The organism is Pseudomonas sp. M30-35, assembly GCF_002163625.1.
Classification (GTDB): domain Bacteria; phylum Pseudomonadota; class Gammaproteobacteria; order Pseudomonadales; family Pseudomonadaceae; genus Aquipseudomonas.
Map to the genome: position 1 here is coordinate 1 of NZ_CP020892.1, position 25,347 is coordinate 25,347.

Here is a 25,347-nt window from a genome sequence, read left to right on the forward strand (position 1 = left end):
ATGACCATAAGTTTAAGGCAACTAAAGATCTTTGAAGCCACTGCGCGTCTTGGCCGCCTGACAGCGGCTGCGGATGATCAAGCCATAAGTCAGTCGGCCGCGAGCCAAGCCCTGCGCGAGCTTGAGTCAGGGCTTGGTTACCCACTGTTTCATCGAGTTGGGCGTGATTTACAGATAACCGATGCGGGCCGTGCCGCCTTACCTAAGGTTGGGCTGATATTGCAGACCCTGGATAATCTTATCCACAACCCTGCCGACGCAATCAGCGGCACCTTGCGGGTAGCTGCCAGCCTGACCATCGCCAGTTATATACTGCCCAAGCTGCTCAGCAGCTTTATCCACAAGCATGATCAGGTCGATCCTGATATCCGCATCAGCAATACTGAGGATGTGATTAGTGCTGTTGAAAAAGGCCAGGTCCACCTTGGTTTGATCGAAGGACCCGCTTTACACAGCCAGCTGTGTATAACTCCATGGTGCGAAGATCAACTTCAAGTCTTTTGCCGGCCGGATCATCCACTGGCAGCGGCTGGCAAGCTCTCGGCAGAGCAAATATGCGAGCAGCGCTGGGTACTGCGTGAACCAGGTTCAGGCACCCGTGCAGTATTTGATGCTGCGGTGCAGCAAGTCTCCGGACAGGTAAAACTGGCGCTGGCACTGAATCGTCAGGAAGCTATCAAGCAATCGGTCAAGGCAGGGCTTGGCATTGGTTGTTTGTCGGGGTTATCGATTGCCGAACAGGTTGCTGCGGGCGAATTAGTGATCCTGCAAACACCACTCGAGTTGCGGCGGCGTTTCTCTTTGGTCACCCAACCGCTGCATGAGAGCAATGCCCTCGCGCAGGCATTCGTTGTGCATTTGCAGGAAAATCCCCCTGCTGTGGATAACTAAGCTTCAGTTTGATTGGCAAATTATTTGCCGATGCAGAAGCTCGAAAATATCCGCCCCAGCAGGTCATCAGAACTAAAGGCCCCGGTAATTTCGCCCAAGGCCTGCTGAGCGTGACGCAGGTCTTCTGCGAGTAGCTCACCTGCCCCTGCAAGAGTCAGCTGTGCATAACCGTGATCAAGATGCGTCTGGGCTTGATGGAGGGCGTCCAGGTGCCTGCGCCGAGCGCTAAAGCTGCTTTCGGAGGTCTGTTGATAACCCATGCAGGCTTTCAGGTGTTCACGCAGCAAATCCAGGCCTTCTGTTGATTTGGCAGATAAGCTGATAGTGACGTGACCATCGTTACTCACCTCAATCGATACAGGTTCATTGCTTAAGTCGGCTTTGTTGCGGATCAAGGTTACTTTTGCTGGGTCCGGGCGCATGGCGAGAAATTCCGGCCACAACATAAACGGGTCCGCCGCTTCTGGCGCAGTGGCATCCACCACCAGCAATATTCGATCAGCTTCAGAAATCGCTTTCAGCGCACGCTCAACTCCGATCTTTTCCACATGATCATCGGTATCGCGCAGGCCGGCGGTATCCACCACGTGCAGTGGCATGCCGTCGATGTGGATATGTTCACGCAGAACATCACGAGTGGTGCCGGCAATCTCTGTGACGATTGCAGCCTCACGCCCGGCCAGGGCATTGAGCAAACTCGACTTTCCGGCATTGGGTCGCCCGGCAATGACCACCGTCATCCCGTCGCGCAGCAATGCGCCCTGCCCAGCCTCGCGAACTACATTGAGCAATTCAGCGCGGACCTCCTCAAGCATGCGCAACACGTGGCCATCGGCAAGAAAGTCGATCTCTTCTTCCGGGAAGTCGATCGCCGCTTCAACATAAATGCGCAGGTTGATCAGGCGCTCGGTTAAACCATGCACGCGGCGAGAGAACTCGCCCTGCAACGAGCGCAGTGCATTGCGCGCGGCTTGCTCTGAGCTGGCTTCTATCAAGTCGGCAATCGCTTCAGCCTGAGCCAGGTCGAGTTTATCGTTGAGAAATGCACGCTCGCTGAACTCACCGGGTTTGGCCAGACGCGCACCGAGTTGTACACAGCGGCGCAGCAACAGATCGAGTACCACGGGGCCCCCATGTCCTTGCAGTTCCAGCACATCTTCGCCAGTGAACGAGTTGGGCCCCGGGAAGTACAGAGCCAAACCTTCATCGAGCACGGCATCGCCTTCGCTATAGAAAGGACCGTAGTGCGCATAGCGTGGTTTCAACTCACGCTGGCAAAACGCCTGTGCCATTGCTCCAGCCAATGGTCCGGACACCCGAACGATACCGACGCCGCCGCGACCTTGTGCGGTGGCGACTGCTGCGATGGTTTCACCGGCTACTTGCATGGTTCTCTCCGAAATCTTATCCACAGGCAACATAGCAAAACGCCCCTAAAGAGGGGCGTTTTGTTTACAGCTTAGCCAGTTGCGCTTAGCTATTTGGCTTCAGCTGCTTTGGTTGCGGCTTCAATCTTGCGCGTAATGTACCACTGCTGCGCGATCGACAAGCAGTTGTTCACAACCCAGTACATAACCAGACCAGCAGGGAACCAGAGGAAGAAGAAGGTGAAGATGATTGGCATCATTTTCATCACTTTCGCTTGCATCGGATCCGGCGGTGTCGGGTTCAGCTGCTGCTGAATGAACATCGAAGCGCCCATGATGATCGGCAGAATAAAGAACGGGTCTTTAATCGACAGGTCAGTGATCCAGAACATCCATGGGGCCTGGCGCATTTCAACGCTTTCCAGAAGTACCCAGTAGAGAGCAAGGAACACCGGCATCTGGACCAGAATCGGCAAGCAACCACCCAAGGGGTTGATCTTCTCTTTCTTGTACAGCTCCATCATGCCCTGAGACATTTTTTGACGATCATCGCCAAACTGTTCTTTCAGTGCAGCCATTTTTGGCGCGACTGCACGCATGCGTGCCATCGACTTGTAGCTGGCAGCCGACAGAGGGAAGAAAATCAGTTTGATGATGCAGGTCAGAACAATAATCGACCAACCCCAGTTACCCAGAATGCTGTGGATATGTTGCAGCAACCAGAAGATTGGTTGCGCGAGGAACCACAGAATGCCGTAGTCGACGGTCAGTTCCAGACCTGGCGAGAGGCTACCCAGGTACTTCTGGATTTTTGGACCGGCATACAGAGAGGCACCGATTTCACCTGTGCTACCCGCCGCAACGTTAAGGGCTGGGCTGGTGTAACCGACAATGTAATTACCCTGACTGTCCTTGCGCGTCTGAATAACGTTGTTTTCGCTCTGATCCGGCACCCAGGCAGTGACGAAGTAGTGCTGCAGCCAAGCAATCCAGCCACCGCTGACGGTTTCTTTGACTGGCTTTTTGTCGATGTCTTTCATCGACACTTTTTGATAAGTCGAATCAGGTGTCGACATTGCCGCGCCCAGATAGGTCGCAGTGCTGGTCGCTGTCGTCTTCGACGGATCATCGCTGTCGTCGCGCTTGAGCTGAGCAAACATGTTGCCGCTCCACGCCGCACCGCTCTGGTTGTCGATCAGGTATTTAACATCAACCTTATACGACGACGGATCGATACAACCTGGTTTCTTGAGCATTTGCTCTTTAGCCGAGCACTCAGGGTTCAAGCCACGCTTGAAGGTATAGCGCTTGATGTAATTGACGCCGCCCTCGCTGAGAGTCAGGTCAACCACCAACTGGTCCTGGCCATCGGCCAGTTCGTAGCTCTTCTGCGCACTGCTCCACAATGCACGACCACTGGATTTATCTGGAGCGTTGCTGCCAATCAGGCCACTTTGCGCCAAATAAATACGCTCGTTGCCGTTATCGAACAACTGGAAAGGTACGTCTGGACGATCTTGGCGACGTGGATACTGAGGCAACGTCAGTTGCACAACATCACCGCCACGTGGGTCGATCGCCAAGTTCAGCACATCAGTCTTCACCCGAATCAGATCATTGCCTTTGGCAATCTGAGTGGTGTCAGGCTTGAGTTGCTCGGTATTGGCGACAGCTGGGATATCACCAGCGCTGGTATTTTCAGCGACAGGCGTATCTGGCAGATCGGCGGAGGTGTTGGAAGTTACTGTCGTATTCTGAGTCGGGTAGTCAGCTTGACCGTAGTCCTGGTTCCACTGAAGAACCATCATATAGGACACGACTGCCAGGGCGACGATCAGGATCGAGCGTTTGATATCCATGATTATTCGGCCATCGAAGAGGTACGGGATTTATTCGCAAGGGGAACCGGATCGTAGCCGCCGGGATTCCATGGGTGGCAGCGACCTAACCGACGCAGGGTCAGCCAGCCGCCACGTATGACGCCATGTTGTTCAATGGCGTCATACGCGTAGCAAGAGCAGCTTGGATAAAAGCGACAATGACTCGCCATCAGTGGGCTGATGGCGTAACGGTAAAACTGGATTGGAGCTAGAGCCAGCTTACGCATTCGGTTTGTCACTCACCCCAGAAGGGACGGCTACTTCAGGGCTGGGTTTGCTGCGAGCAAGGCGTTTCCAGAGCTTGTTGAATTGCTGAGCAAGTTCAACATTCTCTAAATCGCCCAGGCCTTTACGCGCCACAATCACGATATCCCAACCGGTCAGGTTGTCCTGACTCTGGCGGAATGTTTCGCGAATCTGGCGTTTAAGGCGATTGCGCTCAACTGAGAGCTTTACGCTCTTTTTACCGATCACCAAGCCCAAACGGGGATGATCTAGGTCGTTGTTGCGCGCAAGCAGCAGGACATTTCTACCCGGAACTTTACCGCTAGGGGAGTCGAAGACTGCCTTGAATTGCCGGGGGGTTAGCAAACGCTTGTCCCGGCTGAAGCCTCGACTCACCACAAGACAGAAAAATTAAACGGCGAGACGAGCACGGCCCTTGGCGCGGCGACGCGACAGGACAGCACGGCCGTTCTTGGTAGCCATGCGAGCACGGAAGCCATGGGTGCGAGCGCGTTTGATGGTGCTTGGTTGGAAAGTGCGTTTCATGGTGTGTTACCTGGTTGATCGACAACGGGCCGGAATGGCCCCCGTTTTAAGAGACCGGCGATTGTAGAGAAACCCGAGGGATAGGTCAATTTCCAACCAGCATGTCTTGCATCTCTTTTTTGCTTAGATATAGATAAAGAGAAGAGATTATTTAAAGATCTTTAGATATGTATGTAATTACTATGCAAGCAAATATCTGTGCATAAGTGGCTACAGGCCTTTATGGCTGTGGATTATAGCGGATAGCAAGGCTGTCCAAAAACCGTGCTGCAACTGTGTGGATGCAGCGTATAAGCTGAGGATGAAATGCTAGTTTATCCACAGGCAGGGTTATCGATAGTTTATGCGCAGGCTTATCCCAAGAGCTGAAAGGCAGTTATCCACAGGGTTTTTGTCCTCCCGTCTGTCGGTTGAATTCTTCATTAAGATGTTGATTTTATATAGCCACTGGCATTTTTACGTGTGGATAACTCAGAGCTCGGAGGCTACAATAGCGACTGATTTTGCCTCACCGCCTTTCGATCTAGGGGATGTCAGTGTCTGTGGAACTTTGGCAGCAATGCGTAGAACTTCTACGTGATGAGCTGCCTGCTCAGCAATTCAACACTTGGATTCGTCCATTGCAGGTCGAAGCCGAAGGCGACGAACTCCGTGTGTACGCGCCTAACCGTTTTGTACTCGATTGGGTCAATGATAAGTACATCACTCGCCTGCTTGAATTGCTCACTGAGCGCTCCGAAGGGTTTGTGCCTGCGCTTTCCTTATTAATAGGAAGCAAGCGTAGCTCTAAGCCGCGTGCAGTCACTACACCGACTCCGCAACCAGTTGCAGCGCCTGCTCCAGTGCCTGCTCAGGTGAACTCTGCTCCCCAGGTAGAGCCTCAGGTGAATCCAGAGCGTTCGCGTTTCGATGGTTCAGCTAATACTGCGCCTGCTGCACAGCCACCGCGCACTGAGCGTGCTGTACAGGTTGAGGGTGCGCTTAAGCACACCAGTTATCTCAATCGCACATTTACCTTTGATAACTTCGTTGAAGGTAAATCGAACCAACTGGCGCGCGCTGCTGCCTGGCAAGTGGCAGATAACCCGAAGCACGGTTATAACCCACTGTTTTTGTATGGCGGTGTCGGTCTGGGTAAAACCCACCTTATGCACGCTGTGGGTAACCACCTGCTGCAGAAAAACCCGAATGCCAAGGTTGTGTACCTGCATTCCGAGCGGTTTGTCGCAGACATGGTTAAAGCCCTGCAGCTCAATGCAATCAACGAGTTCAAACGGTTTTACCGTTCTGTTGATGCATTACTGATTGATGATATTCAGTTTTTTGCCAAGAAAGAACGTTCTCAAGAAGAATTCTTCCATACTTTCAATGCCTTACTGGAGGGTGGCCAACAAGTCATTCTGACCAGCGACCGCTATCCGAAAGAAATTGAAGGCCTTGAAGAACGTTTAAAATCGCGTTTCGGTTGGGGGTTAACGGTTGCCGTTGAGCCGCCAGAGTTGGAAACCCGCGTTGCGATCTTGATGAAAAAGGCTGATCAAGCCAAAGTAGACTTGCCTCACGATGCCGCATTCTTCATTGCTCAGCGTATACGCTCCAACGTGCGCGAGCTTGAAGGCGCGCTCAAACGTGTCATTGCCCACTCGCACTTTATGGGGCGTGACATTACGATTGAGCTTATTCGTGAGTCGTTGAAGGATCTGCTTGCGCTGCAAGACAAGCTGGTAAGCATTGATAATATTCAGCGCACGGCAGCTGAGTACTACAAGATCAAGATTTCTGATCTGTTGTCCAAGCGTCGTTCGCGTTCCATTGCGCGCCCACGGCAGGTGGCTATGGCGCTGTCCAAGGAATTGACCAACCACAGCCTGCCTGAAATTGGTGATGCCTTTGGCGGTCGTGATCACACCACGGTGTTGCATGCATGCCGTAAGATTGCTGAACTTAGGGAATCCGACGCGGATATCCGCGAGGACTACAAAAACTTGTTGCGCACACTGACAACTTAATACGCAACTCCACAAGGCAAGGGACTAGACCATGCATTTCACAATTCAACGCGAAGCCCTGTTGAAACCTCTGCAACTGGTCGCAGGCGTCGTGGAACGCCGCCAGACCTTGCCGGTTCTCTCGAACGTGCTGTTAGTAGTTGAAGGCCAGCAGCTATCGCTGACCGGTACAGATCTCGAGGTAGAACTGGTTGGCCGAGTAACTTTGGAAGATGCTGCTGAGCCAGGTGAAATCACCGTACCGGCACGTAAGCTGATGGATATTTGCAAAAGCTTACCGAGCGATGCCTTGATCGACATTCGTGTCGATGAACAAAAGCTTCTGGTTAAAGCCGGGCGTAGCCGCTTTAGCCTCTCAACCCTTCCAGCCAACGACTTCCCAACAGTTGAAGAAGGACCAGGCTCACTGACTTTCGACCTGGTGCAGAGCAAGTTACGCCGTTTGATCGAGCGCACTAGCTTTGCCATGGCCCAACAGGATGTTCGTTACTACCTAAACGGTATGCTGCTTGAGGTGCAAACCGGCATCTTGCGCGCTGTTGCGACTGACGGCCACCGCTTGGCCATGTGCTCGATGCAGGCTGAAATCGACAACGTTGAGCGTCACCAAGTGATTGTTCCGCGTAAAGGTATCCTTGAGCTAGCGCGTCTACTGACTGAACAGGACGGCATTGTCAGCATCGTTCTGGGTCAACACCACATCCGTGCGACCACAGGTGAGTTCACCTTCACCTCGAAATTGGTTGACGGTAAGTTCCCAGACTACGAGCGTGTACTGCCGCGTGGCGGTGATAAGATCGTTATCGCTGATCGTCAGGGGCTGCGTGAAGCATTCAGCCGTACCGCGATTCTGTCGAACGAAAAGTACCGCGGTATTCGACTGCAACTGGAATCGGGTTTGCTGAAAATTCAAGCAAACAACCCCGAGCAGGAAGAAGCTGAAGAAGAAACCGCAGTTGAATACAACGGCAGCGCTTTGGAAATTGGCTTTAACGTTAGCTACCTGCTAGATGTATTGGGCGTGATGACAACGGATCAGGTTCGTTTGATCTTGTCTGACTCCAACAGCAGCGCACTGGTCCAAGAAGCTGACAACGACGACTCTGCTTACGTCGTTATGCCGATGCGTTTGTAACTCGTTAATGTCCCTAAGCCGCGTCAATGTCACCGCGGTGCGTAATCTGCACCCGGTGACAATCTCTCCCTCCCCGCGTATCAATATTCTCCACGGCGCAAATGGCAGCGGCAAAACTAGCCTGCTTGAAGCCATCCATTTGCTTGGCCTTGCTCGATCTTTTCGCAGCACACGCTTACTTCCGGTTATTCAATACGATCAACCCGCATGTACTGTTTTCGGACAAGTTCAGTTGGCTGACGGTCGACAAGCCAGCTTAGGTGTTTCGCGGCAACGGCAAGGCGATTTCAAAATTCGTATTGATGGTGAGAATGCACGCAGTGCCACGCAACTTGCTGAAACCTTGCCCCTGCAATTAATCAATCCAGACAGCTTCCGCTTGCTTGAAGGTGCTCCCAAAATCCGTAGGCAGTTTCTGGATTGGGGAGTGTTCCACGTGGAACCTCGTTTTTTACCGGCCTGGCAGCGCCTACAGAAGGCGTTAAGGCAGCGGAACTCATGGCTGCGACATGGTACACTTGATGCCGCGTCACAAGCGGCCTGGGACCGAGAGCTGTGTCTGGCGAGCGATGAGATTGATAGCTACAGACGAGCCTATATACAGGCCCTTAAGCCGGTGTTCGAACAGACCTTAAGCGAGCTGGTCGAACTAGAAGGCTTAAGCCTCAGTTATTACCGAGGCTGGGATAAGGATCGCCCACTTATAGAAGTTTTGGCCTCTACGCTGGCCCGTGACCAACAGATTGGGCACACCCAAGCTGGCCCGCAACGCGCTGATTTGCGTTTGCGTCTAAGCGGTCATAATGCGGCTGACATTCTTTCACGGGGTCAGCAGAAATTAGTTGTTTGTGCGCTGCGCATTGCGCAGGGCCATTTGGTTGATCAGGCAAAGCGAGGTCAGTGCATATATCTGGTGGATGACTTGCCGTCAGAACTGGATGAGCATCACCGACGTGCGCTTTGTAAGTTATTAGATGATTTGAACTGCCAAGTGTTCATCACTTGTGTAGACCATGAATTGTTGCGGGAAGGCTGGCGCACGGACACGCCAGTTGCCATGTTCCACGTGGAACATGGCAGTATCACCCAGACCCACGACCACCAGGAGTGATGAAGGCATGAGCGAAAATCAAACGTACGACTCCAATAACATTAAGGTCTTGAAAGGCCTGGATGCCGTGCGCAAAAGACCTGGTATGTACATCGGTGATACCGACGATGGCAGCGGCCTGCACCATATGGTGTTCGAGGTGGTTGATAACTCGATCGACGAAGCATTGGCCGGCCATTGCAGCGAAATCACCATCATTATTCACCCTGATGAATCGATCACCGTACGTGATAACGGCCGTGGTATTCCGGTCGATATTCACAAGGAAGAAGGTGTATCGGCTGCAGAGGTCATCATGACCGTATTGCACGCTGGCGGTAAGTTCGATGACAACAGCTACAAGGTTTCCGGTGGTTTGCACGGTGTGGGTGTTTCGGTTGTAAACGCACTGTCTAAAGAATTGGTGATGACCATTCGCCGTGCTGGCAAAGTCTGGGAACAGACCTATGTGCATGGCGTGCCACAGGCTCCGATTGCACCTGTAGGTGATACCGATACCAGCGGTACTCAGATCCACTTCAAACCGTCTGAAGATACCTTTGCCAATATCCATTTCAGCTGGGATATCTTGGCCAAGCGTTTGCGTGAGTTGTCCTTCCTTAACTCCGGTGTGGGTATCGTGCTCAAGGATGAACGCACCGCCAAGGAAGAGCTATTCAAGTACGAAGGTGGCTTGCGTGCCTTCGTTGAATACCTCAACCACAACAAGACAGCAGTCAATCAGGTCTTCCACTTCACCGTACAACGCGATGATGGTGTCGGTGTTGAAGTTGCCTTGCAGTGGAACGATAGCTTCAACGAGAACCTGTTGTGCTTCACCAACAACATTCCGCAGCGCGATGGTGGTACCCACCTTGCGGGCTTCCGCTCTGCCCTGACCCGTAACCTCAATGCTTACATTGAGCAGGAAGGTCTGGCCAAGAAGCACAAGATTTCAACCACGGGTGATGATGCCCGTGAAGGCTTGACTGCGATTATTTCGGTCAAGGTACCTGATCCAAAATTCAGTTCGCAGACCAAAGACAAACTGGTTTCATCTGAGGTTAAAACTGCAGTCGAGCAAGAGATGGGTAAATACTTCTCTGACTTCCTGCTGGAAAACCCAAATGAAGCTAAAGCTGTTGTCGGCAAAATGATCGATGCTGCCCGTGCTCGTGAAGCTGCACGAAAAGCCCGTGAAATGACTCGCCGCAAAGGTGCTTTGGATATCGCAGGTTTGCCGGGCAAACTGGCTGACTGCCAAGAGAAAGACCCAGCGCTTTCCGAACTGTACATAGTGGAAGGGGACTCCGCGGGCGGTTCTGCAAAGCAGGGCCGTAACCGCAAGACTCAGGCGATCCTGCCGCTTAAAGGTAAGATTCTTAACGTCGAAAAAGCACGTTTCGACAAGATGATTTCTTCCCAGGAAGTAGGCACGCTGATCACCGCTCTCGGCTGTGGTATTGGCCGCGATGAATACAACATCGACAAGCTGCGTTATCACAACATCATCATCATGACCGATGCTGACGTCGACGGTTCGCACATCCGTACCCTACTCCTGACGTTCTTCTTCCGTCAGTTGCCGGAGCTGGTCGAACGCGGTTACATCTACATTGCCCAGCCGCCGCTGTACAAGGTCAAGAAAGGTAAGCAAGAGCAGTACATCAAAGACGATGAGGCCATGGAAGAATACATGACCCAATCGGCCCTTGAAGATGCCAGCCTGCACGTTAACGAGAACGCACCAGGCCTCTCAGGAGCCTCGCTGGAGCGTTTGGTTAACGATTACCGATTGGTGATGAAGACCCTTAAGCGTTTGTCGCGCCTGTACCCTCAGGAGCTGACTGAGCACTTCGTGTATCTGCCAGGCGTGAGCCTTGAGCAGCTAGCAAACAAAGCCATGATGGAAAGCTGGTTGGCACAGTTTGAGACACGTTTGAAGACCACTGAAAAATCCGGTCTGGTTTACAAAACGCGTCTGCACGAAGACACCGAGCGTCATTTGTGGGTGCCTGAAGTTGAGCTGATCTCGCACGGTAACTCGAGCTATATCATCTTCAACCGCGACTTCTTCGGCAGTAACGATTACAAGACCGTTACCAGCTTGGGCGATCAGCTCAACAGCTTGTTGGAAGAAGGTGCCTACGTACAGCGTGGTGAGCGTAAGAAGCCTGTGGCGACCTTCAAGGAAGCGCTCAACTGGCTGATGACTGAAAGCACCAAGCGTCACAGCGTTCAGCGCTACAAAGGTCTCGGTGAAATGAACCCAGACCAACTCTGGGAAACCACCATGGACCCAGACGTGCGCCGTATGTTGAAAGTGCGTATCGAAGATGCCATCGCCGCAGATCAGATCTTCAACACCTTGATGGGTGACGAAGTAGAACCGCGCCGTGACTTCATCGAAACCAACGCCTTGGCAGTGTCAAACCTCGACGTGTAATTTGCCGACGGTTTAAAGCCAAACCAATAAAAACCCCAGCGTTGATGCTGGGGTTTTTTTATGCCTGCACGAAGTAAGGCCGCAGAGATTTACAGCGTTAGCTGAGCGGGCTGGTCTGGGCGAGGTTTGGGCGCAAAGACCAATAGAATTGCCGGGATAAAGAGCAGGTCGAAGAGCAAGGCAACGACGATGGTGATTGAAGCCATGAGCCCCATCCAGGCGTTAATCTGGAAGCCGGAAAATGCTAAGCAGGCAAAGCCCGCAGCCAGTGAAAAAGTCATGGTGATCATGCCGGTGCCAACCATATTGAAACTAAGCTCAACTGCTTCGTAGGTCGACTGCCCTGCCCTGCGTAAGCGTGAATAAGTGGTGAGCATATGAATGGTATCGTCGACCACGACGCCGAAGGTCACAGATGCCACAGTGGCGACAGCCATGCCGACCTCACCGTTTACCAATGCCCAAATCCCCAAGGTCACCAGTGCGGGGATGAGGTTTGCCACACTGCCGATCAGGCTCAAACCCAACGAGCGGAAGGCAACGATAAAGACTAACCACACCGCAAAAACCCCGATAAGCATGCCCTTGAGCATTTCGTGGATATTGCGGTTACCAATGTGGGCAAACAGCAATGAGGTTCCAGTTGCCCTCGCCGAGTCGGCAATGAGCGGTGTGTTCTGCTTTGCCCAGGTTTGCGCCTGAGCTTGCAGCTCAGCCATTCTGGCTGTTGAAACATCTGCCAGGCTTACCGTTAGACGAGCGCTACGTTTATCGGCGGTTAGTTGGTTTTTAAGATCGGTCCCAAAGGGTAATGACATCTCATACAGGGCGAGAAGTTGGCTGGATAGCGCCGCTGAAGTCGGTAGCCTGTACTGTTTGCCTGCACCCCCATTCATGGCTCGGTTCAGGGTTTTAACGATATCTGGCAAACCATTAACATGAGTGACGCCGGGTTGCTGGCGTAACCATTGGGCAAATTGCTCGGTTTGATTGAGGTAAGCGGGATTACTGATGCCGCCCTCTTCGCCTGAATCAAGTGAATACTCCATGGTGTAGAAACCACCGAGTTGTTGATTGAGTGAATCTGTTGCTTGGCGAAACTCAAAGCGTTGATCAAAGTAGCGTACGTAGCGATCATCAAGTGTATTAGTAAAGGCAAACCCACTCAGTACCAGCGATATTAAACTGACGCTCAGCAATATCTTTCGCGGGTGCTTTATCACGACGCCAGCAACAATCGAGCTCAAGCTCTGCGCGGGAATGACGTTCGCCGCCTTCCATGGCAGTACACAGAGTAATGCAGGCAGGAAGGTTAGGCTCAGTAGCCAGGCCATCAGTGAACCAAGCGCGACAATGATGCCCAAGTGGGCAAATGGCGGCACGGCACTAAACAACAACGATAGAAAACCAATTGCCGTGGTGATACTGGTTAATGTCACTGCCCACCAGCACTCTACCAACACTTCTTTGACTGATTCGGTCCGGCTCAGGCCTGTGCGCCTTAAGCGCATCATGCCCGAGCAGATATGAATACAGTCACAGCACGCTATGGTCAGAATAATATTGGGAGCAACTACGCTGGGTGACGACAAAGGCACGCCCAGTAACGCAGCAATACCCAGTGCACTTGTGGTGCCAAGGGCTATGACGGCGAAGGTTACGAAAGCGCAGGCAGCTGAACGTAACACTAGAAAAATAACTGCAAGCAGTACCAGAACCATGCTTGGCAGTAATACCGTGCTGTCGGAAATACTCGCCTCAACAAAGGCATTATCGAGCGCAATTGAACCGGATAAACCAAGGTTCAATTCTGGGTTACTTTGCTTGAAGTTTTCAGCCAGTTTCTGCGCCGCGTGCATGGATTTCGCGGTTTGCTGAGAGGCTGTGTTTGGCGCAAAACGGAAGTTAACGGCGACTAAAGCTAACCGACCGTCTTGCGAAACCAGGCGACCAATCAGCAGCGGTTCATGCTTCGATGCTTGCTTCAATTTGTGCGCATCCGCAGCGGATAATGGGTCTCCGGTGCGCAGTAGTTGATCGATATTAATATCATCACCAACGGCTTGAACACGTTGGAAATTGGTCAGTGAATCAACCCGCTTTACATTGGGTAGGTTCCACGCCTGATCGGTCAATCTACTGATCGCGTCTAACGTGGCAGGATTGAATAAGTCGCCTTGTTGCGCCGAGATGACGAACAGCAAAGTGTCGTCACGACCATAGACTTGCTCGAATTTATCCAGCGCGATCAGGTCGGGGTTGTTACCCGCGAAGAAGACCCGGTTGTCGCCTCGAAAGGTCAGTTGCGACATAGCAGCACTAAGCGCGAGGGCAACTAACAATGATGCGGTCAACACCTTCCAAGGGTTGGCAGTCACCCAACCAGCGTAAGTATTTAACCACCTCATCATGGTTGCGTGAGGGCTGTTGCGATGTGGATTTTTGTCCACAGAGTTTCCGGTTTTCATTGCACATTGCCGTCCGTGGAATATGAAACGTTATTTGTCAGCAGTTTTAGTAGTACCAGGCGTAGCCGATCTTAAAATAGCTGTCGTTACGAAAGCCTTGCAGCGCCGGGTCCTTCTTGGCGTTTGCAGCTTTTATCAACGAAATGGAAAGTACGCCGTCGTTGAACATCCGGCGTGAAGCGCGTAGATCAATAAGGTTGGATTGCCACTCAAGGTCGTGCGTATTACGCAGTTCGAGCATGTACCCATTGAGGTCGTTAAGGCTGTAACGTGCCCCGGTAAATATGTCGCGTTGGAACGGTGTGATTGGCGCTTGGTCGGAGCGGTCGTCGTGGTAGAACTCGGCATACAGGGTCAGATCACCCATGCCCCCGAGCCACGTAGCAAAGTTGGTTTCGGCGCCGACTCCACCACCGAAAAATGAATCTTCAGCACCGTCCTGATAGATCACCTCAGACTTGAAAATGCTGTCGCCGTAGACGTATTGCGCCTCAAGCCCGGTTTGCTCGATGGTCTGGTAGTCGGCGGTAAACGCATAAACTCCGTTGCGATCGGCAAGGGCTTGGAGTACCGGTTCGCGGTTGTGCCCCTTGAACTGAGACACGGCGATATCAATGCTGTCGCCGAGGCGAAATTGATAACGTGCAGCAAAGTCAGGCGCCCAGCGGCCTCGTTCATAATGCTCATCGGTTATGGGAGCTGGAAGTATTCGTAAACGGTCCCTGCCCTCGCCAAATCGACGTTCACGTGCGTAGGTGGTGCCGTACAGGGATAGCACTGAATCATCGAGCTTAAACGCTGCCACGGCACCAGGCTGGCCGAGCTTTACCTTGCCTTGAAAGTCTTCAGCCATGTCCCTTTGGTTGATGATATCCACAGGGCTCCACGCTTCAAGCATGCCCCAAGTTTGTTTGAGTACACCAAATTTGTAGTCCGCTAAGTCAGTGCTTATCCACACTGATGCTTGGCGAATATCACCGGTAACCTTGTGCTGACGGTCAGGCGAAATTCGAGAGAATAATGAAAGGTCGTAACGATCTCCCGATTCAGACTCAGCGGCCAAACTGAGGTCTGCGTAGCCTGAACCGAGCACATCGCGGCTGCTTTGATTTTGGTACAGCGGCTCGTCAGAGTAGAGGGTCGTATCAACCCCAACAGAGCCGCGCACGCTTGCGCCGTGCGCGGGCAGCAGGGTTGAGATCGCCAACACGCCAAGCCAGGTGGTGGGTATGCGCTTGTTCATCAGCGTGACCAGAACGCCATTCGACGTTCTGACATGTCAGACTCTTTAAGACCCGTTTTGAATGTGTAATCGACCCATTTGATTTCAGACACGGAGTTGTCGCGCAGATTGGTCATGACGATCCGGCCCGGGCGCCAGTATTTGCCCTGGTATTGCTGGTAGTCGTAAAAATCGAGGCGTTTTAGTTCGCGCCCGGCTTTATCGAAATAAACAACGTTCTGCGGTTTCCAAATACGTGGGTCAATGGTTTCTACTAGTTTCGAGTAGCCAGAGTATTGGTACTTGGGAATATTGGCGATGGTATGGCAAGTGGTTTTTGGCTCGCCACAAGGCTCATCCTGCAAAAATTTATAGGTGTAGCTGTTCAGCTCCCATGTGGCGATGTCCTCGTAGGAGAATTCAGAACCGCCAAAAGAGCCGGTCTTGTCGCGTGAGGCGAGGCGCTTCACTCGATTCAGTGCCGGTAAAAAAATCCACTGATCATCCGGCGCATCGGGGTTGTTGTAGGTCAGCGAGACAAAGCCTGCGAGGTCGCGTGGGGTTTGAAATACCACCAAGCGTTTGTCGCCTGCGTCAGCCGATTCGAGGGTGTACATTTGAAAACTACGCTCGGCAGCAGCGCCACCCGCGCGCTTAGTGGTCATGTACCCAGCGGCTTTGTAGTCGACAAAACCTGAATCATTGTCATGAATCTTATTGGCAATCTCGGTACCCCGTTCAAAGGCATCAGGGCTTGCTTCAGTTTGGCCAAGCGCCTGGCTGCTGGCTGCGAGGGATAGGCTTAGGGCGAGCAGGGTTTGCAACAGTCGATTGTTCATTTGCGGCTTCCTTGTCTGTGGATAACTTAGCGATTGTTAGGCGCTGTACAGGCGTCTTCGACCAACAGGTCGAGGGTGTGGGCGAACATCGTTTCGTCGTGGTCGTGGCTGATAAAACAGCGCAGACGTGCGGCTTCGCGGGGCACCACCGGGTGCATCACCGCATGGGCGATGATTCCGTTGTTGAGCAGTTTTGACATCAGCTCCAAGGCTCGCTCGTCCTTGATCATCAGCGGCACAATAGGCACACCGGCCAGCGAGGAGCGGCAATCAAGCCCGCGTTCCTCGGCCATTTCCTTGAAGCGTTGTGCGTTGTACTGCAGGCGCTTTACGCGCTCGGGCTCAGCTCTGGCCAGGCTTACAGCAGCCAGAGCCGCCGCGGTATTAGCTGGGCTAATACCCGTGCTGTAGAGCAACAGCCCTGGACAAAAGTAATGCAGCAATTCGATAAGCTGCTTTTTACCGGCGACAAAACCACCGCAACTGGCAAAGCTTTTTGACAGCGTGCCGATGATCAGGTCGACCTCTGCGGTGTCCATTGCAAAGTGCTCGCAAACGCCGCGCCCGGTTTTACCGACAGTGCCGATCGAGTGCGCTTCATCAATCATCAACCAGGCGCCATGCTTTTTCTTGAGCGCAACAACACCGGGTAAATCAACCAGATCACCGTCCATGCTGTAGGCGCCTTCAACCAAAATCAGCGCGCGACGATAGTGCTTACGGTTTTCGCTCAACAGACGATCAAGTGCGGCCATGTCATTGTGAGCAAAGGCTATACGCCGGGCACCGGACATGACCGAGCCCATGATTGCGCTGTTGTGCATGTACTCGTCATGGATGATCAGGTCCTGTTTATCGAGCAGGTAACCAATCACCGAAACGTTGGCACTGTAGCCGCCAACGCCGACACTGACGGCTTCGAAACCGGTGAACTCTGCTAGCTCATGTTCGAGTTGGGTGTGCAGTTCAATTTCGCCGCCGACCATCCTGGCCGCGCCGGCATGACAGCCGTATTGATCAATCGCGTCATGCGCAGCGGCCTTCACTCGTGGATCATGGGAAAGGCCGAGGTAGTTGTAGTTGGAGAAAGTGACGTAGTCGCTGCCTGCAATTTGCAGGTTGCTGGACACCTCTCCACTGCGTGCCAGGAAGTAAGGGTTGCTGATTGCGTTGTTGTCGCTGTAGAGCGATTTAATACCCTCCACTAATGCATATTCTGGGTACTTGCTTGCATCGGGTGCGTGCACGTCTTGGTCGACGACAGGCTCGGAAGCGTTGATACGGATACCTGAGCGAACCTTCGCCAGTAGAGACTCAATGTTTGTATTTACATTGTTGTTCATAATTTAATCCATTAAATATCAGGTGTTTATGCATTTTTATGGGTGGAGACGATGTGGGTTAGTGCGCGCTCAGCAAGTTTTGCAATGGTCGCGGCACCGAGCAGTTCAATGACTGAATAGCTGACACCGAGCTTTTGTTCGAGCTGTAGCTTGATGTCGCCTGAACTCAATGAATCAACACCGAAGAAGTCAAAAGTCAGATCGGGTTTAAGGCGTGCGACGTTGGTTTTGAGGGTCGCTGCCACGACTTCGCTAATAAGCGCTTGTAAAATCTCACTCGCCTGCTGCTGCTCCATCTCAGCCAATGCGTGATGCAGTTGCTCAACCAGTGAGTTATCGCCAGCACTGGCGGCGCCGCTTGCAGCAATCAACTCGAGATAACAAGGAGAGTTATTCGCCATCGCTTCATAGGCTGCCCACTTGTCAAAGCTCAGCAGTTCGCTGATAGCAACCTGTGGCAACTCTTTAGCCAGCGCCCGTGCAATGCCCTGTAGGGCAAGCGGGGGACTGATCATGCTGATGCCGATACGTATCAGGTGTTGGCTGGTGCGCTCGTCGATATTGAGCATGCCGGTACCGGCAATGCCACCGAGATGAACGCTCAACGCTTTCAGGCCTTGGCTATGGCGTAGCTTGGCCAACCCATCGAGAAAGCCATTGGCCGCGCAATAATTGGCTTGCCGACTGTTGCCGATAAGGTTGGCGATTGATGAAAACAGGACGAATTGCTCAAGTTCGATTCCTGCCTCAGTCGTCGCTTGGTGCAGTGCCCAAGCGCCGCCAGCTTTTGGCTGCATGACGCTGTGGATAACTTGCGGCTGCATCTGCTCGATCGATTCATCGGCCAGCACGCCTGCTGCGTGGTAAATACCGCGCAGTGGCTGTTGCTGACTGTTGATTGCACTGATCAGTGCTTTAACTTTGCCTGGGTCGGCGATATCCAGCGCATGGGCGCTGACTTGTGCGCCAAGAGCCTGCAAGCTTTCCAGCAGTTGTTTGGCGCCTGGGGAGTCACCACCGCTACGTCCAGCCAATGCAATATGCCCTGCCCCATTGTGTGCGAGCCAGTGCGCTACCTTGCTGCCAAAACCGCCAAAACCGCCAGTGACCAGATAAGTGCCGTTGGATTTCAACGCTGGCTGATCAGAAACCGCCGCATCGAATGTTTGTGCGTCTGTGGCCACAGCCAAGACCGACCAGTCTGCGGGCAGGTTGTGGATATCTTTTGTCTGCAACAGATCGCTAAAAACCAGGTCGCTATCAATGTCTTTGCTGTGTTCCTCGGCAATGGCTTGGCGCAATGCCGCACGATAGCCAGTATCGGCATGTAGCGCGCCAAGGTCATTGGACATGCGTAGCAGGCGGCCGCAGTGCGCCGGTAACGCAAATGGTGAGACATCGTGGTCAAGGTCAATCAGGAGGCCACCGCTGGCTAGGCAGAAGAACCCGATCTCATGACTCCAACTGGCCAAGGGAACCGCAAGTAAGTCATACCCTTGGCCGTCACGCGGTTGCGGCAAGTTGGCGAAATCTCTCGTCACCCGTGACACCTCAACGCCGGCGTTGATTAAACGCTGACTGAGTGCATCGCCGAGCGCGCCTTCAACCACCAGAGCGGTTTGTCCTGGACATAGTTCTGCTCGTTCGATTAACGCTATGGCGCGCGCATCGATGGGTGCCAGCAGAGGATTAACGGTTATGCTCGCATCAACACCTTCAAGCACGTCGTGCTGCTCATTCACCCGCAACAGATTGGCAAGTTTGTGAGCGACTAAACCGACAACTCGGTCACCTAGGCGAAAACGCGTGGCATGAGTGCCAACTTGAGTAATGGTACCGACCACTCCGACGGGGCAAGAGGTTGCCAGTTGCACGCCAAAATATTCGACGCGTAACTGATACTCGTGCGCGCCCAACGGATGCGTGGGTAATAGTGTGGCGTGATAACTGTTTGGCGTGAGAGATAGCTCGATCGGGTCGTCGGCGCTGGCACAGGTACTAACAATTTTTGCTGTGCGCAATTGGCCACTGAGAATCAATGACGCAGCGAAACGTTTGTTGTCGCGCAGTGCGAGCTCATCAATTTGCTGCACTGCTACCGCTTCGGCAACCACGCGGTTAGCCGTGTCAGTGGCGGCATCTGTGCTGATATCGATTGAGGCAACATCGAGGTTGTTCAGCTCGTTACGTGCCGCGCGCAGGAAGCCCGCAACTGAGGTTTGATCCGGCTGCACGGCGTCACTTGGCAGCACGCAATGCGCATCACGTGTAATAACCCGTACTGGCAACCGGCGTTGTTGGCGCGCCAGTGTTTTCAGAGTGGCGAGCAGGTGACAGATATTTTCCGTGCTTAAACCAACATCGGTTTCCGGGCTATATCCGGCAACGATAATGGCGCGTGTCACCTCGCCTAGATACTCGAAATCGTGCAGTTGCTGCCAGCTGCATTGGTGCACTTGCTTGACGTTTTGTTTGGCAACTTTTGCCAATGTTTGCGGCAGCGGATCATCAGATCCGCCGATGATCAACAGCGTGCAATTCACTTCGCTTTCAGCACTTAATTCAGCTTGTTCAAGCCAGGTGCGCTGATAATCGCCCTGTGGATAACCGTCACCGCTTTCACCGCCGCTGAGTGAGCGGCACAGCAAGCCTTCTATCCGCGCTAACAAATTTCCTTCGGTATCGCACAGCTCAAAATCACAGATCACTTGCGTGACATTCTTTTCAACAATCTGGGCCCGACAAATAATGCTTTCAGGAAGTGCTGCATAGACTTCCAGCGCACGCAAAGACACCGGTAAATATGCACCGTCACTCGTACTCATCAGACTCAGCGCTATCTGCAAGCAACCATCAAGGAGTGATGGATGGAGGACGTAGGCACTGGCTTTCTCGCCAGCAGATTCTGGGCGTTGCAGAGTGGCAACGGCGATGCCTGCGTCCAGGTTGCGCTGCAATGTTTGGATCGATTGAAATGCGTGGCCGTACTGCAATTTCAAGATGGCCAGGTGCGCGTATAACTGTTGTGGGTCGAGCTGTTCCATCAGCAGGTCTTGCGCTACGTTTATCTTTGAGGCCGCGGCTGCACCGTTGTAGGGATAGAGGTTCGCTTGTGCGTGGAGCAGGCCTGTCTCGCGGCTGCCGGCTTCTTTCGAGTGAAGTCGTGCGTGATGGGTGGTCGGGTCGACTTGCGTGTGCAGATGTAAGGCGCGGCTCTGATCAATCAACAACGCCTGATGAATATGCACATCGCGGATGATCAGCCCTTTGCTTTCAGGCCAGAGCTGGCGTGCTTTCTCACACAGTGCTTCGAGATACCCGGCTGCGGGCATGATGGCAGAGCCGTCAACTACGTGGTCGAGCAAGTAGTTGAGGCTGCGCAAGTTGAGATCTGCCCCGCCTTTTTCGGCACTTAGCGGAGCCTGTTGTGGTTCAAGACGGTCATTGATTTGATGGCTGGATTCATTCCACAAAATCTGGCGCTGCCAAGGATAGACCGGCAGGTTTACCAATGATCCAGGCCCGGTGCGAGCGGCCCAATCGATATCACCACCCTGCGCGAAGACTTCGGCTATGGCGCGGCGAACAGCTGTTTGCTCAGGCTTGTTTATCCACAGGGTTGAAGCAATGCGCGGCACGAGGTTGCGCGCAGTGCATATTTCTTCAAGAGAACGGCGCAGAACGGGATGCGGTCCAACTTCAACGAACAAGGTGTAGCCGTCATCAATCATCGAGTTGATTGCATCAGCGAAATAAACCGGATTGCGCACGTTGTCGCACCAGTATTCGGCGTCAAAACCTAAGTGATGGTTTGGGTCTTGATTGATCAGGTTAGCGGTGACGGTTGAGTACAGCGGAGTGATCGATGGCTGCGGTTCAAGGCTCGCCAAGGAACTGCGCAACTCAGGTTTGAGTGGCTCCATCAAGGGGCTGTGATAAGGCACTTCAACATCGAGCATGCGGGCGAATATCCCCTCGCCTTCACACTGCGTACAGATTTGTTCGAGCGCGGTTTTGTCGCCCGCGATGGTCAGGCTTTTGGGCGAGTTGATAGCCGCTAACGAGACAAGGTTGGCATAGGGTTCAAGTAATTTGCTGGCTTGTTCTTCGGACATGCCCAAGGCGAGCATGCCGCCGGTGTCAGCGGTTGTAGCCTGAATGCGGCTGCGGTGATAACTAACCGACAGTGCTTGCTCAAGGCTCAAAGCGCCTGCTGCCCAGCCTGAGGCGACCTCGCCAACTGAGTGGCCAACCACTGCATCGGCGCTGATACCTTCCGCTTTAAGCAGGGCGGTAAGGCCAATTTGAATCATCAGGTTGGCAGGTTGGGCAAACTCGGTTCGTTTTATTTGTGAATCGTCTTCATCGCGCAGCATTTCCTGCAGAATTGAAAAGCCAGAGATACCCACGAAAACATCATCGGCAGCCTCAAGTGTCGACCTGAATAAGGCACTGCTGTGTAACAGCTCTCGGCCCATACCCCACCATTGCGGGCCCATGCCGGTGTAGACGAAAGCAATGCGTGAGCTGGCATTGAATGGGCGAATACCTTCGACGGCCTGGCTTTCGTTGTCGGCTGCAAAAGCATGCAGTGCTTCAGCGATCTCTGCATGGGTTTCGCCCCATACAGCCACCCGGTTACTCATGTGTGAGCGGCGTAAGCTGGTGCTGTACAGCAAGTCGCCTAGCGCAGGTGAGTTGGGTTGATCCATCATTTCGGCGAGCTGCTTGGCGCGCTCGCGCAGGGCTTTTGGGTCCCGCGCGGAGAGTGGCAACAGTTTGAATGATGCAGTTGTCGGTGCCGCGTTTGGTACGGACACGGTCACCGGGTTAGCGCTGACAATCACGTGAGCATTGGTGCCGCCGTAGCCAAAGGAGTTAATCGCAATGCGTTGCGGCTTGCTTCGTAGGCTCAGGGGAGTCGGCTTGCGGGGTAGCAGCACTTCATTGGGGATCTTCGGGTTTATCGTTTGCAGATCTGCGACCGGAGGCACAATGTTATGGCGCAGCATTTCGACCGATTTAATAACGCTGGCGATACCCGCAGCTGCCTCAAGGTGGCCAATGTTGGCTTTGACTGAACCCACCACGCAGCCGCCATCACGCCCGTAAACGTGAGCAATTGCGCGTGTTTCGAGCGGGTCTCCAATCGGTGTTCCGGTGCCGTGGGCTTCGATGTAATCGATATCGCTAGCTCCTAACCCGCACGATGCGAGTACGCGTTGCATCAGCGCTTGTTGGGCTGCTGGATTGGGCACCGTAATTCCGCTGGTGCGCCCATCCTGATTAACCCCAACGCCGTCGATCAGCGCCAGGATGTGGTCGCCATCACGGATCGCATCGGCATAGTTCTTCAGTACGACTACACCACCACCCTCACCTCTGCCGTAACCATCGGCGCGTGAATCAAAGCTTTTTGAGCGCCCGTCTTTGGCCAGAAAACGGCCTTTGGACATGGCTATCGAGTACTCGGGACGCAAAATAAAGTTGGCACCACCGACGAGTGCGGTATCGCACTGATGGCTTTGAATCGCGTTAACCGCTTGAGCCAATGCAACCATCGAGGATGAACACGCTGTATCAATCGACAAGCTCGGGCCGCGGAAATCAAATGCGTAGGAGATCCGGTTCGAGAGCATGGTAAGTGTTGCGCCTGCTGCGCTATTGGCGCCGATGTTTTGCCGAGAGCTTGGGCTGAACTGATTCAGCAGATGGTCAACGGTAAAGCCACCCACAAACACACCGGTCTGCGAACCAGCCATGTTTTCAATATCCAATCCGGCGTTTTCCATGGCCTCCCAACTCAACTCGAGCAATAGGCGCTGCTGTGGGTCCAGGGCTTCAACTTCACGCGGTGAGAAATTGAAAAAATCAGCATCGAATGCACGAAAGTCATAGTCCTGTAGAAAGTGCCCTGAACACACATAGGCTTTCCCTGCGACATCCTTTTCATTGAGAAATTTGTCGACTGACCAACGATCTTTTGGCACTAGGCTGACGTAGTTTTGACCGGTTAGAAGGTTGTTAAAAAATACCTCGGGGGTATTCGAACCGCCCGGAAAACGACAAGCAGAGCCGATCAAGGCAACCTGGTTTGAGCCAGTATTAGTTGACATATGTTGTGCCCCTTAAATCCATTTAAATTGACAGCGTTCATTGCAAAGCGCTAGCAAGGCATAGTGCGATTATCTTAAGTTGCAGGCTGATTGGTTGATCGGTAGAGGATTACGAGTTGATATAAATTCCAATTTATAGCAATACGTAGTCCTGCCAAATAATAGCAATGGCATATCAATATCATTTATGCATTAAGTTTCAGTAGCGGCTTAACAGTGCTCCTGTAATAGGCTCCTGTGGAACATTAAACGCCTATGCCTTCTAACGCGCATAGATAGAAACGCGATTGTATGACTGTATATTAATGTGCCTGTACTGGCTCTTTGTATAATTAATACAAACGACAGTGACAGACAGGTCTTGCGATGTTTAGGTCGTGGTTATAAGTAACTTTAGTATATTAAACTCATTCTCCATGAAAATGATATGCAGGCAATGTGCAGCTAAATGGATATCAATTTAGCTATAGGTATGGGAGTACCTGTATAAACAACGGAACTATTCTTTTTTAGACCAATCATTAGAGTGGTTGATGTTATATGGCCGTCACTAAATGCGATTGTTTAATGCTTTATGGAGGGTGTCTGCTGGGAGGGAAGTATATTCAATACAAACTTTGGAATAGTGAGCAAGTACTTAAGCAAACTCTCAATGAGCATGCCTAATAAGACTAAGACATAGATCAGAGCGGTCTGGTAACAGCTATTTGCAGCACACTATATTGTGGCAACAGGATGATTTGCGGGCACTCAAACCATACTGCCCAGTAGCCAGTCCCTTAGCTTCTGGTGGAGATGCTGGGTTAACCGACGTGCTAAACGTTCTGAAAATGCAATTGTGGCTGCGCAGGACTGCTCAGTCTCAATTGATTGCGGTTGAGATAGGTATCAGCGCCTACGGTTTGCTCTGGCGCCAGCAGGCTACCCGACAGGGGATAGGATTGACCCAGGATGCTCAGCCTCCGGCGCTTGCTGACAAACACAGCCTAACTAAACGTATTCTGACCAACATGACCTGGCCAACATGCTCTGACAAACATAGTCTGGCGGACGGATCCGGTTGGTTCGCTATGGTTATGTGGGGGGCGGCCTAATACTGCACTCAAGGCACTGGCTGAGCAGTGCCCTCGCCTCGGTAACAGCACGCTGAGTCGGTGTTTCACGGGTAATTGATAGTCACCACATACGAACCGGTTCGAATCGTCTCACCCGCAGCATCGATCAGTACGTACTCCTGGCCATGTTCAGTGTCGGGCGGCTCTTTGTTGGTGATGAGCTTGGCTTCGACGCTGGAATCATTTGCCGTTGCAACACGGGTCACTGTGGCGACGCGTTTCACCTCGAGCATGTTGCCTGCGGAGATGACTAACGGACAGCCTTGAAGCTTCAGCGTGAGATCCGCTGAAACCTTCGCGCTGCATGGAGGCTCAACAATCATTCCTCGTATATTGATACTTCCGGTCATCGGGGCAGCAGCCACCGAGTACGGCCCAACCAAAATAATGTACAGAAATTGGCAAAGCAGTAATCGCGTTCTGTTCATCTAAGCTATTCCTATGTGTATTAGGAAGTGCTTCGTCAGCGTAGACGATTACTTTAGAGAAATGAGGAAATGGTATTCCAGTTGTTGGCCACATCCAGAGGACGCATGTCTTCGAGTTAGCGGCGAGGATAAGCTTCGCCGCTAGGCTGCGTACCGTTCTGCAGCCCTTGTGCGTGGCGCTTCAGCCCTTGTTAGCGGAAACGGCTGGCAGCGCTAAGAATATGAAG

16 protein-coding genes are annotated in these 25,347 nt (G+C 52.7%); 5 read left to right on the forward strand and 11 right to left on the reverse strand.

The genetic code is table 11. The features are described from left to right. Positions 1-891, forward strand: a complete 891-nt coding sequence (locus B9K09_RS00005) for a LysR family transcriptional regulator (RefSeq protein WP_087514851.1) — start codon at positions 1-3, stop codon at positions 889-891. Positions 892-911: 20 nt separating this feature from the next. On the opposite strand, the gene mnmE is transcribed toward B9K09_RS00005, so the two are convergent. The 5 genes from mnmE to rpmH form a co-directional block, all read right to left on the reverse strand. Next, on the reverse strand, positions 912-2,279 hold the full coding sequence (gene mnmE / locus B9K09_RS00010; protein ID WP_087514853.1) for a tRNA uridine-5-carboxymethylaminomethyl(34) synthesis GTPase MnmE: 1,368 nt from the start codon (positions 2,277-2,279) through the stop codon (positions 912-914). 89 nt (positions 2,280-2,368) lie between these two features. Beyond that, on the reverse strand, positions 2,369-4,117 hold the full coding sequence (gene yidC, locus B9K09_RS00015; protein ID WP_087514854.1) for a membrane protein insertase YidC: 1,749 nt from the start codon (positions 4,115-4,117) through the stop codon (positions 2,369-2,371). A gap of 2 nt (positions 4,118-4,119) precedes the next feature. Next, on the reverse strand, positions 4,120-4,365 hold the full coding sequence (gene yidD / locus B9K09_RS00020; RefSeq protein WP_087514855.1) for a membrane protein insertion efficiency factor YidD: 246 nt from the start codon (positions 4,363-4,365) through the stop codon (positions 4,120-4,122). Further along, a complete protein-coding gene (rnpA, locus tag B9K09_RS00025) occupies positions 4,358-4,759 on the reverse strand; it encodes a ribonuclease P protein component (RefSeq protein ID WP_087518908.1) in 402 nt (133 codons plus the stop codon). The genes yidD and rnpA overlap by 8 nt, the downstream gene beginning before the upstream one ends. A 15-nt stretch (positions 4,760-4,774) precedes the next feature. Continuing rightward, positions 4,775-4,909, reverse strand: a complete 135-nt coding sequence (rpmH, locus tag B9K09_RS00030) for a 50S ribosomal protein L34 (protein WP_003213577.1) — start codon at positions 4,907-4,909, stop codon at positions 4,775-4,777. A 536-nt stretch (positions 4,910-5,445) separates the two neighbouring features. On the opposite strand from rpmH, the gene dnaA reads away from it, so the two are divergent. From dnaA to gyrB, 4 genes are read left to right on the forward strand one after another with little or no spacing between them, the layout of a single operon-like run. Beyond that, positions 5,446-6,918 carry a chromosomal replication initiator protein DnaA gene (dnaA, locus tag B9K09_RS00035; RefSeq protein ID WP_087518909.1) on the forward strand — a complete coding sequence of 491 codons (1,473 nt, stop codon included), beginning with the start codon at positions 5,446-5,448 and terminating at the stop codon, positions 6,916-6,918. A 31-nt stretch (positions 6,919-6,949) separates the two neighbouring features. Further along, complete coding sequence (dnaN, locus tag B9K09_RS00040) at positions 6,950-8,053, forward strand: DNA polymerase III subunit beta (RefSeq protein WP_087514856.1); 1,104 nt, start codon at positions 6,950-6,952, stop codon at positions 8,051-8,053. Positions 8,054-8,060: 7 nt separating this feature from the next. Next, complete coding sequence (gene recF, locus B9K09_RS00045) at positions 8,061-9,164, forward strand: DNA replication/repair protein RecF (protein WP_087514857.1); 1,104 nt, start codon at positions 8,061-8,063, stop codon at positions 9,162-9,164. A gap of 7 nt (positions 9,165-9,171) precedes the next feature. Continuing rightward, on the forward strand, positions 9,172-11,589 hold the full coding sequence (gene gyrB / locus B9K09_RS00050; RefSeq protein ID WP_087514858.1) for a DNA topoisomerase (ATP-hydrolyzing) subunit B: 2,418 nt from the start codon (positions 9,172-9,174) through the stop codon (positions 11,587-11,589). Between the two features lie 89 nt (positions 11,590-11,678). Here gyrB and B9K09_RS00055 read toward each other — a convergent pair whose 3' ends face one another. The 6 genes from B9K09_RS00055 to B9K09_RS00085 form a co-directional block, all read right to left on the reverse strand. Beyond that, positions 11,679-13,901 carry an RND family transporter gene (locus tag B9K09_RS00055; protein ID WP_177408614.1) on the reverse strand — a complete coding sequence of 741 codons (2,223 nt, stop codon included), beginning with the start codon at positions 13,899-13,901 and terminating at the stop codon, positions 11,679-11,681. 202 nt (positions 13,902-14,103) lie between these two features. Continuing rightward, entirely contained in the window at positions 14,104-15,300 is a 1,197-nt protein-coding gene (locus B9K09_RS00060) for a hypothetical protein (protein WP_087514860.1), read from the reverse strand. Beyond that, the gene (locus tag B9K09_RS00065; RefSeq protein WP_087514861.1) at positions 15,300-16,118 is read right to left on the reverse strand and encodes an outer membrane lipoprotein-sorting protein; all 819 of its coding nucleotides are present in this window, start codon (positions 16,116-16,118) and stop codon (positions 15,300-15,302) included. The genes B9K09_RS00060 and B9K09_RS00065 overlap by 1 nt, the downstream gene beginning before the upstream one ends. 26 nt (positions 16,119-16,144) lie before the next feature. Continuing rightward, a complete protein-coding gene (locus tag B9K09_RS00070; protein ID WP_087514862.1) occupies positions 16,145-17,461 on the reverse strand; it encodes an aminotransferase class I/II-fold pyridoxal phosphate-dependent enzyme in 1,317 nt (438 codons plus the stop codon). 26 nt (positions 17,462-17,487) lie between these two features. Further along, positions 17,488-23,577 (reverse strand): type I polyketide synthase, encoded by a 6,090-nt coding sequence (locus tag B9K09_RS00075; protein ID WP_087514863.1) that lies wholly within the window; start codon positions 23,575-23,577, stop codon positions 17,488-17,490. Between the two features lie 1,159 nt (positions 23,578-24,736). Next, positions 24,737-25,120 (reverse strand): hypothetical protein, encoded by a 384-nt coding sequence (locus B9K09_RS00085; protein ID WP_087514865.1) that lies wholly within the window; start codon positions 25,118-25,120, stop codon positions 24,737-24,739. Between the last annotated feature and the right edge of the window lie 227 nt (positions 25,121-25,347).

Excerpts from the sequence above, each read along its gene's own strand:
- B9K09_RS00005 (WP_087514851.1), top strand. The coding sequence starts at position 1 with ATGACCATAAGTTTAAGGCAACTAAAGATCTTTGAAGCCACTGCGCGT.
- mnmE (WP_087514853.1), bottom strand. The coding sequence starts at position 2,279 with ATGCAAGTAGCCGGTGAAACCATCGCAGCAGTCGCCACCGCACAAGGT.
- yidC (WP_087514854.1), bottom strand. The coding sequence starts at position 4,117 with ATGGATATCAAACGCTCGATCCTGATCGTCGCCCTGGCAGTCGTGTCC.
- yidD (WP_087514855.1), bottom strand. The coding sequence starts at position 4,365 with ATGCGTAAGCTGGCTCTAGCTCCAATCCAGTTTTACCGTTACGCCATC.
- rpmH (WP_003213577.1), bottom strand. The coding sequence starts at position 4,909 with ATGAAACGCACTTTCCAACCAAGCACCATCAAACGCGCTCGCACCCAT.
- dnaN (WP_087514856.1), top strand. The coding sequence starts at position 6,950 with ATGCATTTCACAATTCAACGCGAAGCCCTGTTGAAACCTCTGCAACTG.
- recF (WP_087514857.1), top strand. The coding sequence starts at position 8,061 with ATGTCCCTAAGCCGCGTCAATGTCACCGCGGTGCGTAATCTGCACCCG.
- gyrB (WP_087514858.1), top strand. The coding sequence starts at position 9,172 with ATGAGCGAAAATCAAACGTACGACTCCAATAACATTAAGGTCTTGAAA.
- B9K09_RS00055 (WP_177408614.1), bottom strand. The coding sequence starts at position 13,901 with ATGTCGCAACTGACCTTTCGAGGCGACAACCGGGTCTTCTTCGCGGGT.
- B9K09_RS00060 (WP_087514860.1), bottom strand. The coding sequence starts at position 15,300 with ATGAACAAGCGCATACCCACCACCTGGCTTGGCGTGTTGGCGATCTCA.
- B9K09_RS00065 (WP_087514861.1), bottom strand. The coding sequence starts at position 16,118 with ATGAACAATCGACTGTTGCAAACCCTGCTCGCCCTAAGCCTATCCCTC.
- B9K09_RS00070 (WP_087514862.1), bottom strand. The coding sequence starts at position 17,461 with ATGAACAACAATGTAAATACAAACATTGAGTCTCTACTGGCGAAGGTT.
- B9K09_RS00075 (WP_087514863.1), bottom strand. The coding sequence starts at position 23,577 with ATGTCAACTAATACTGGCTCAAACCAGGTTGCCTTGATCGGCTCTGCT.
- B9K09_RS00085 (WP_087514865.1), bottom strand. The coding sequence starts at position 25,120 with ATGAACAGAACGCGATTACTGCTTTGCCAATTTCTGTACATTATTTTG.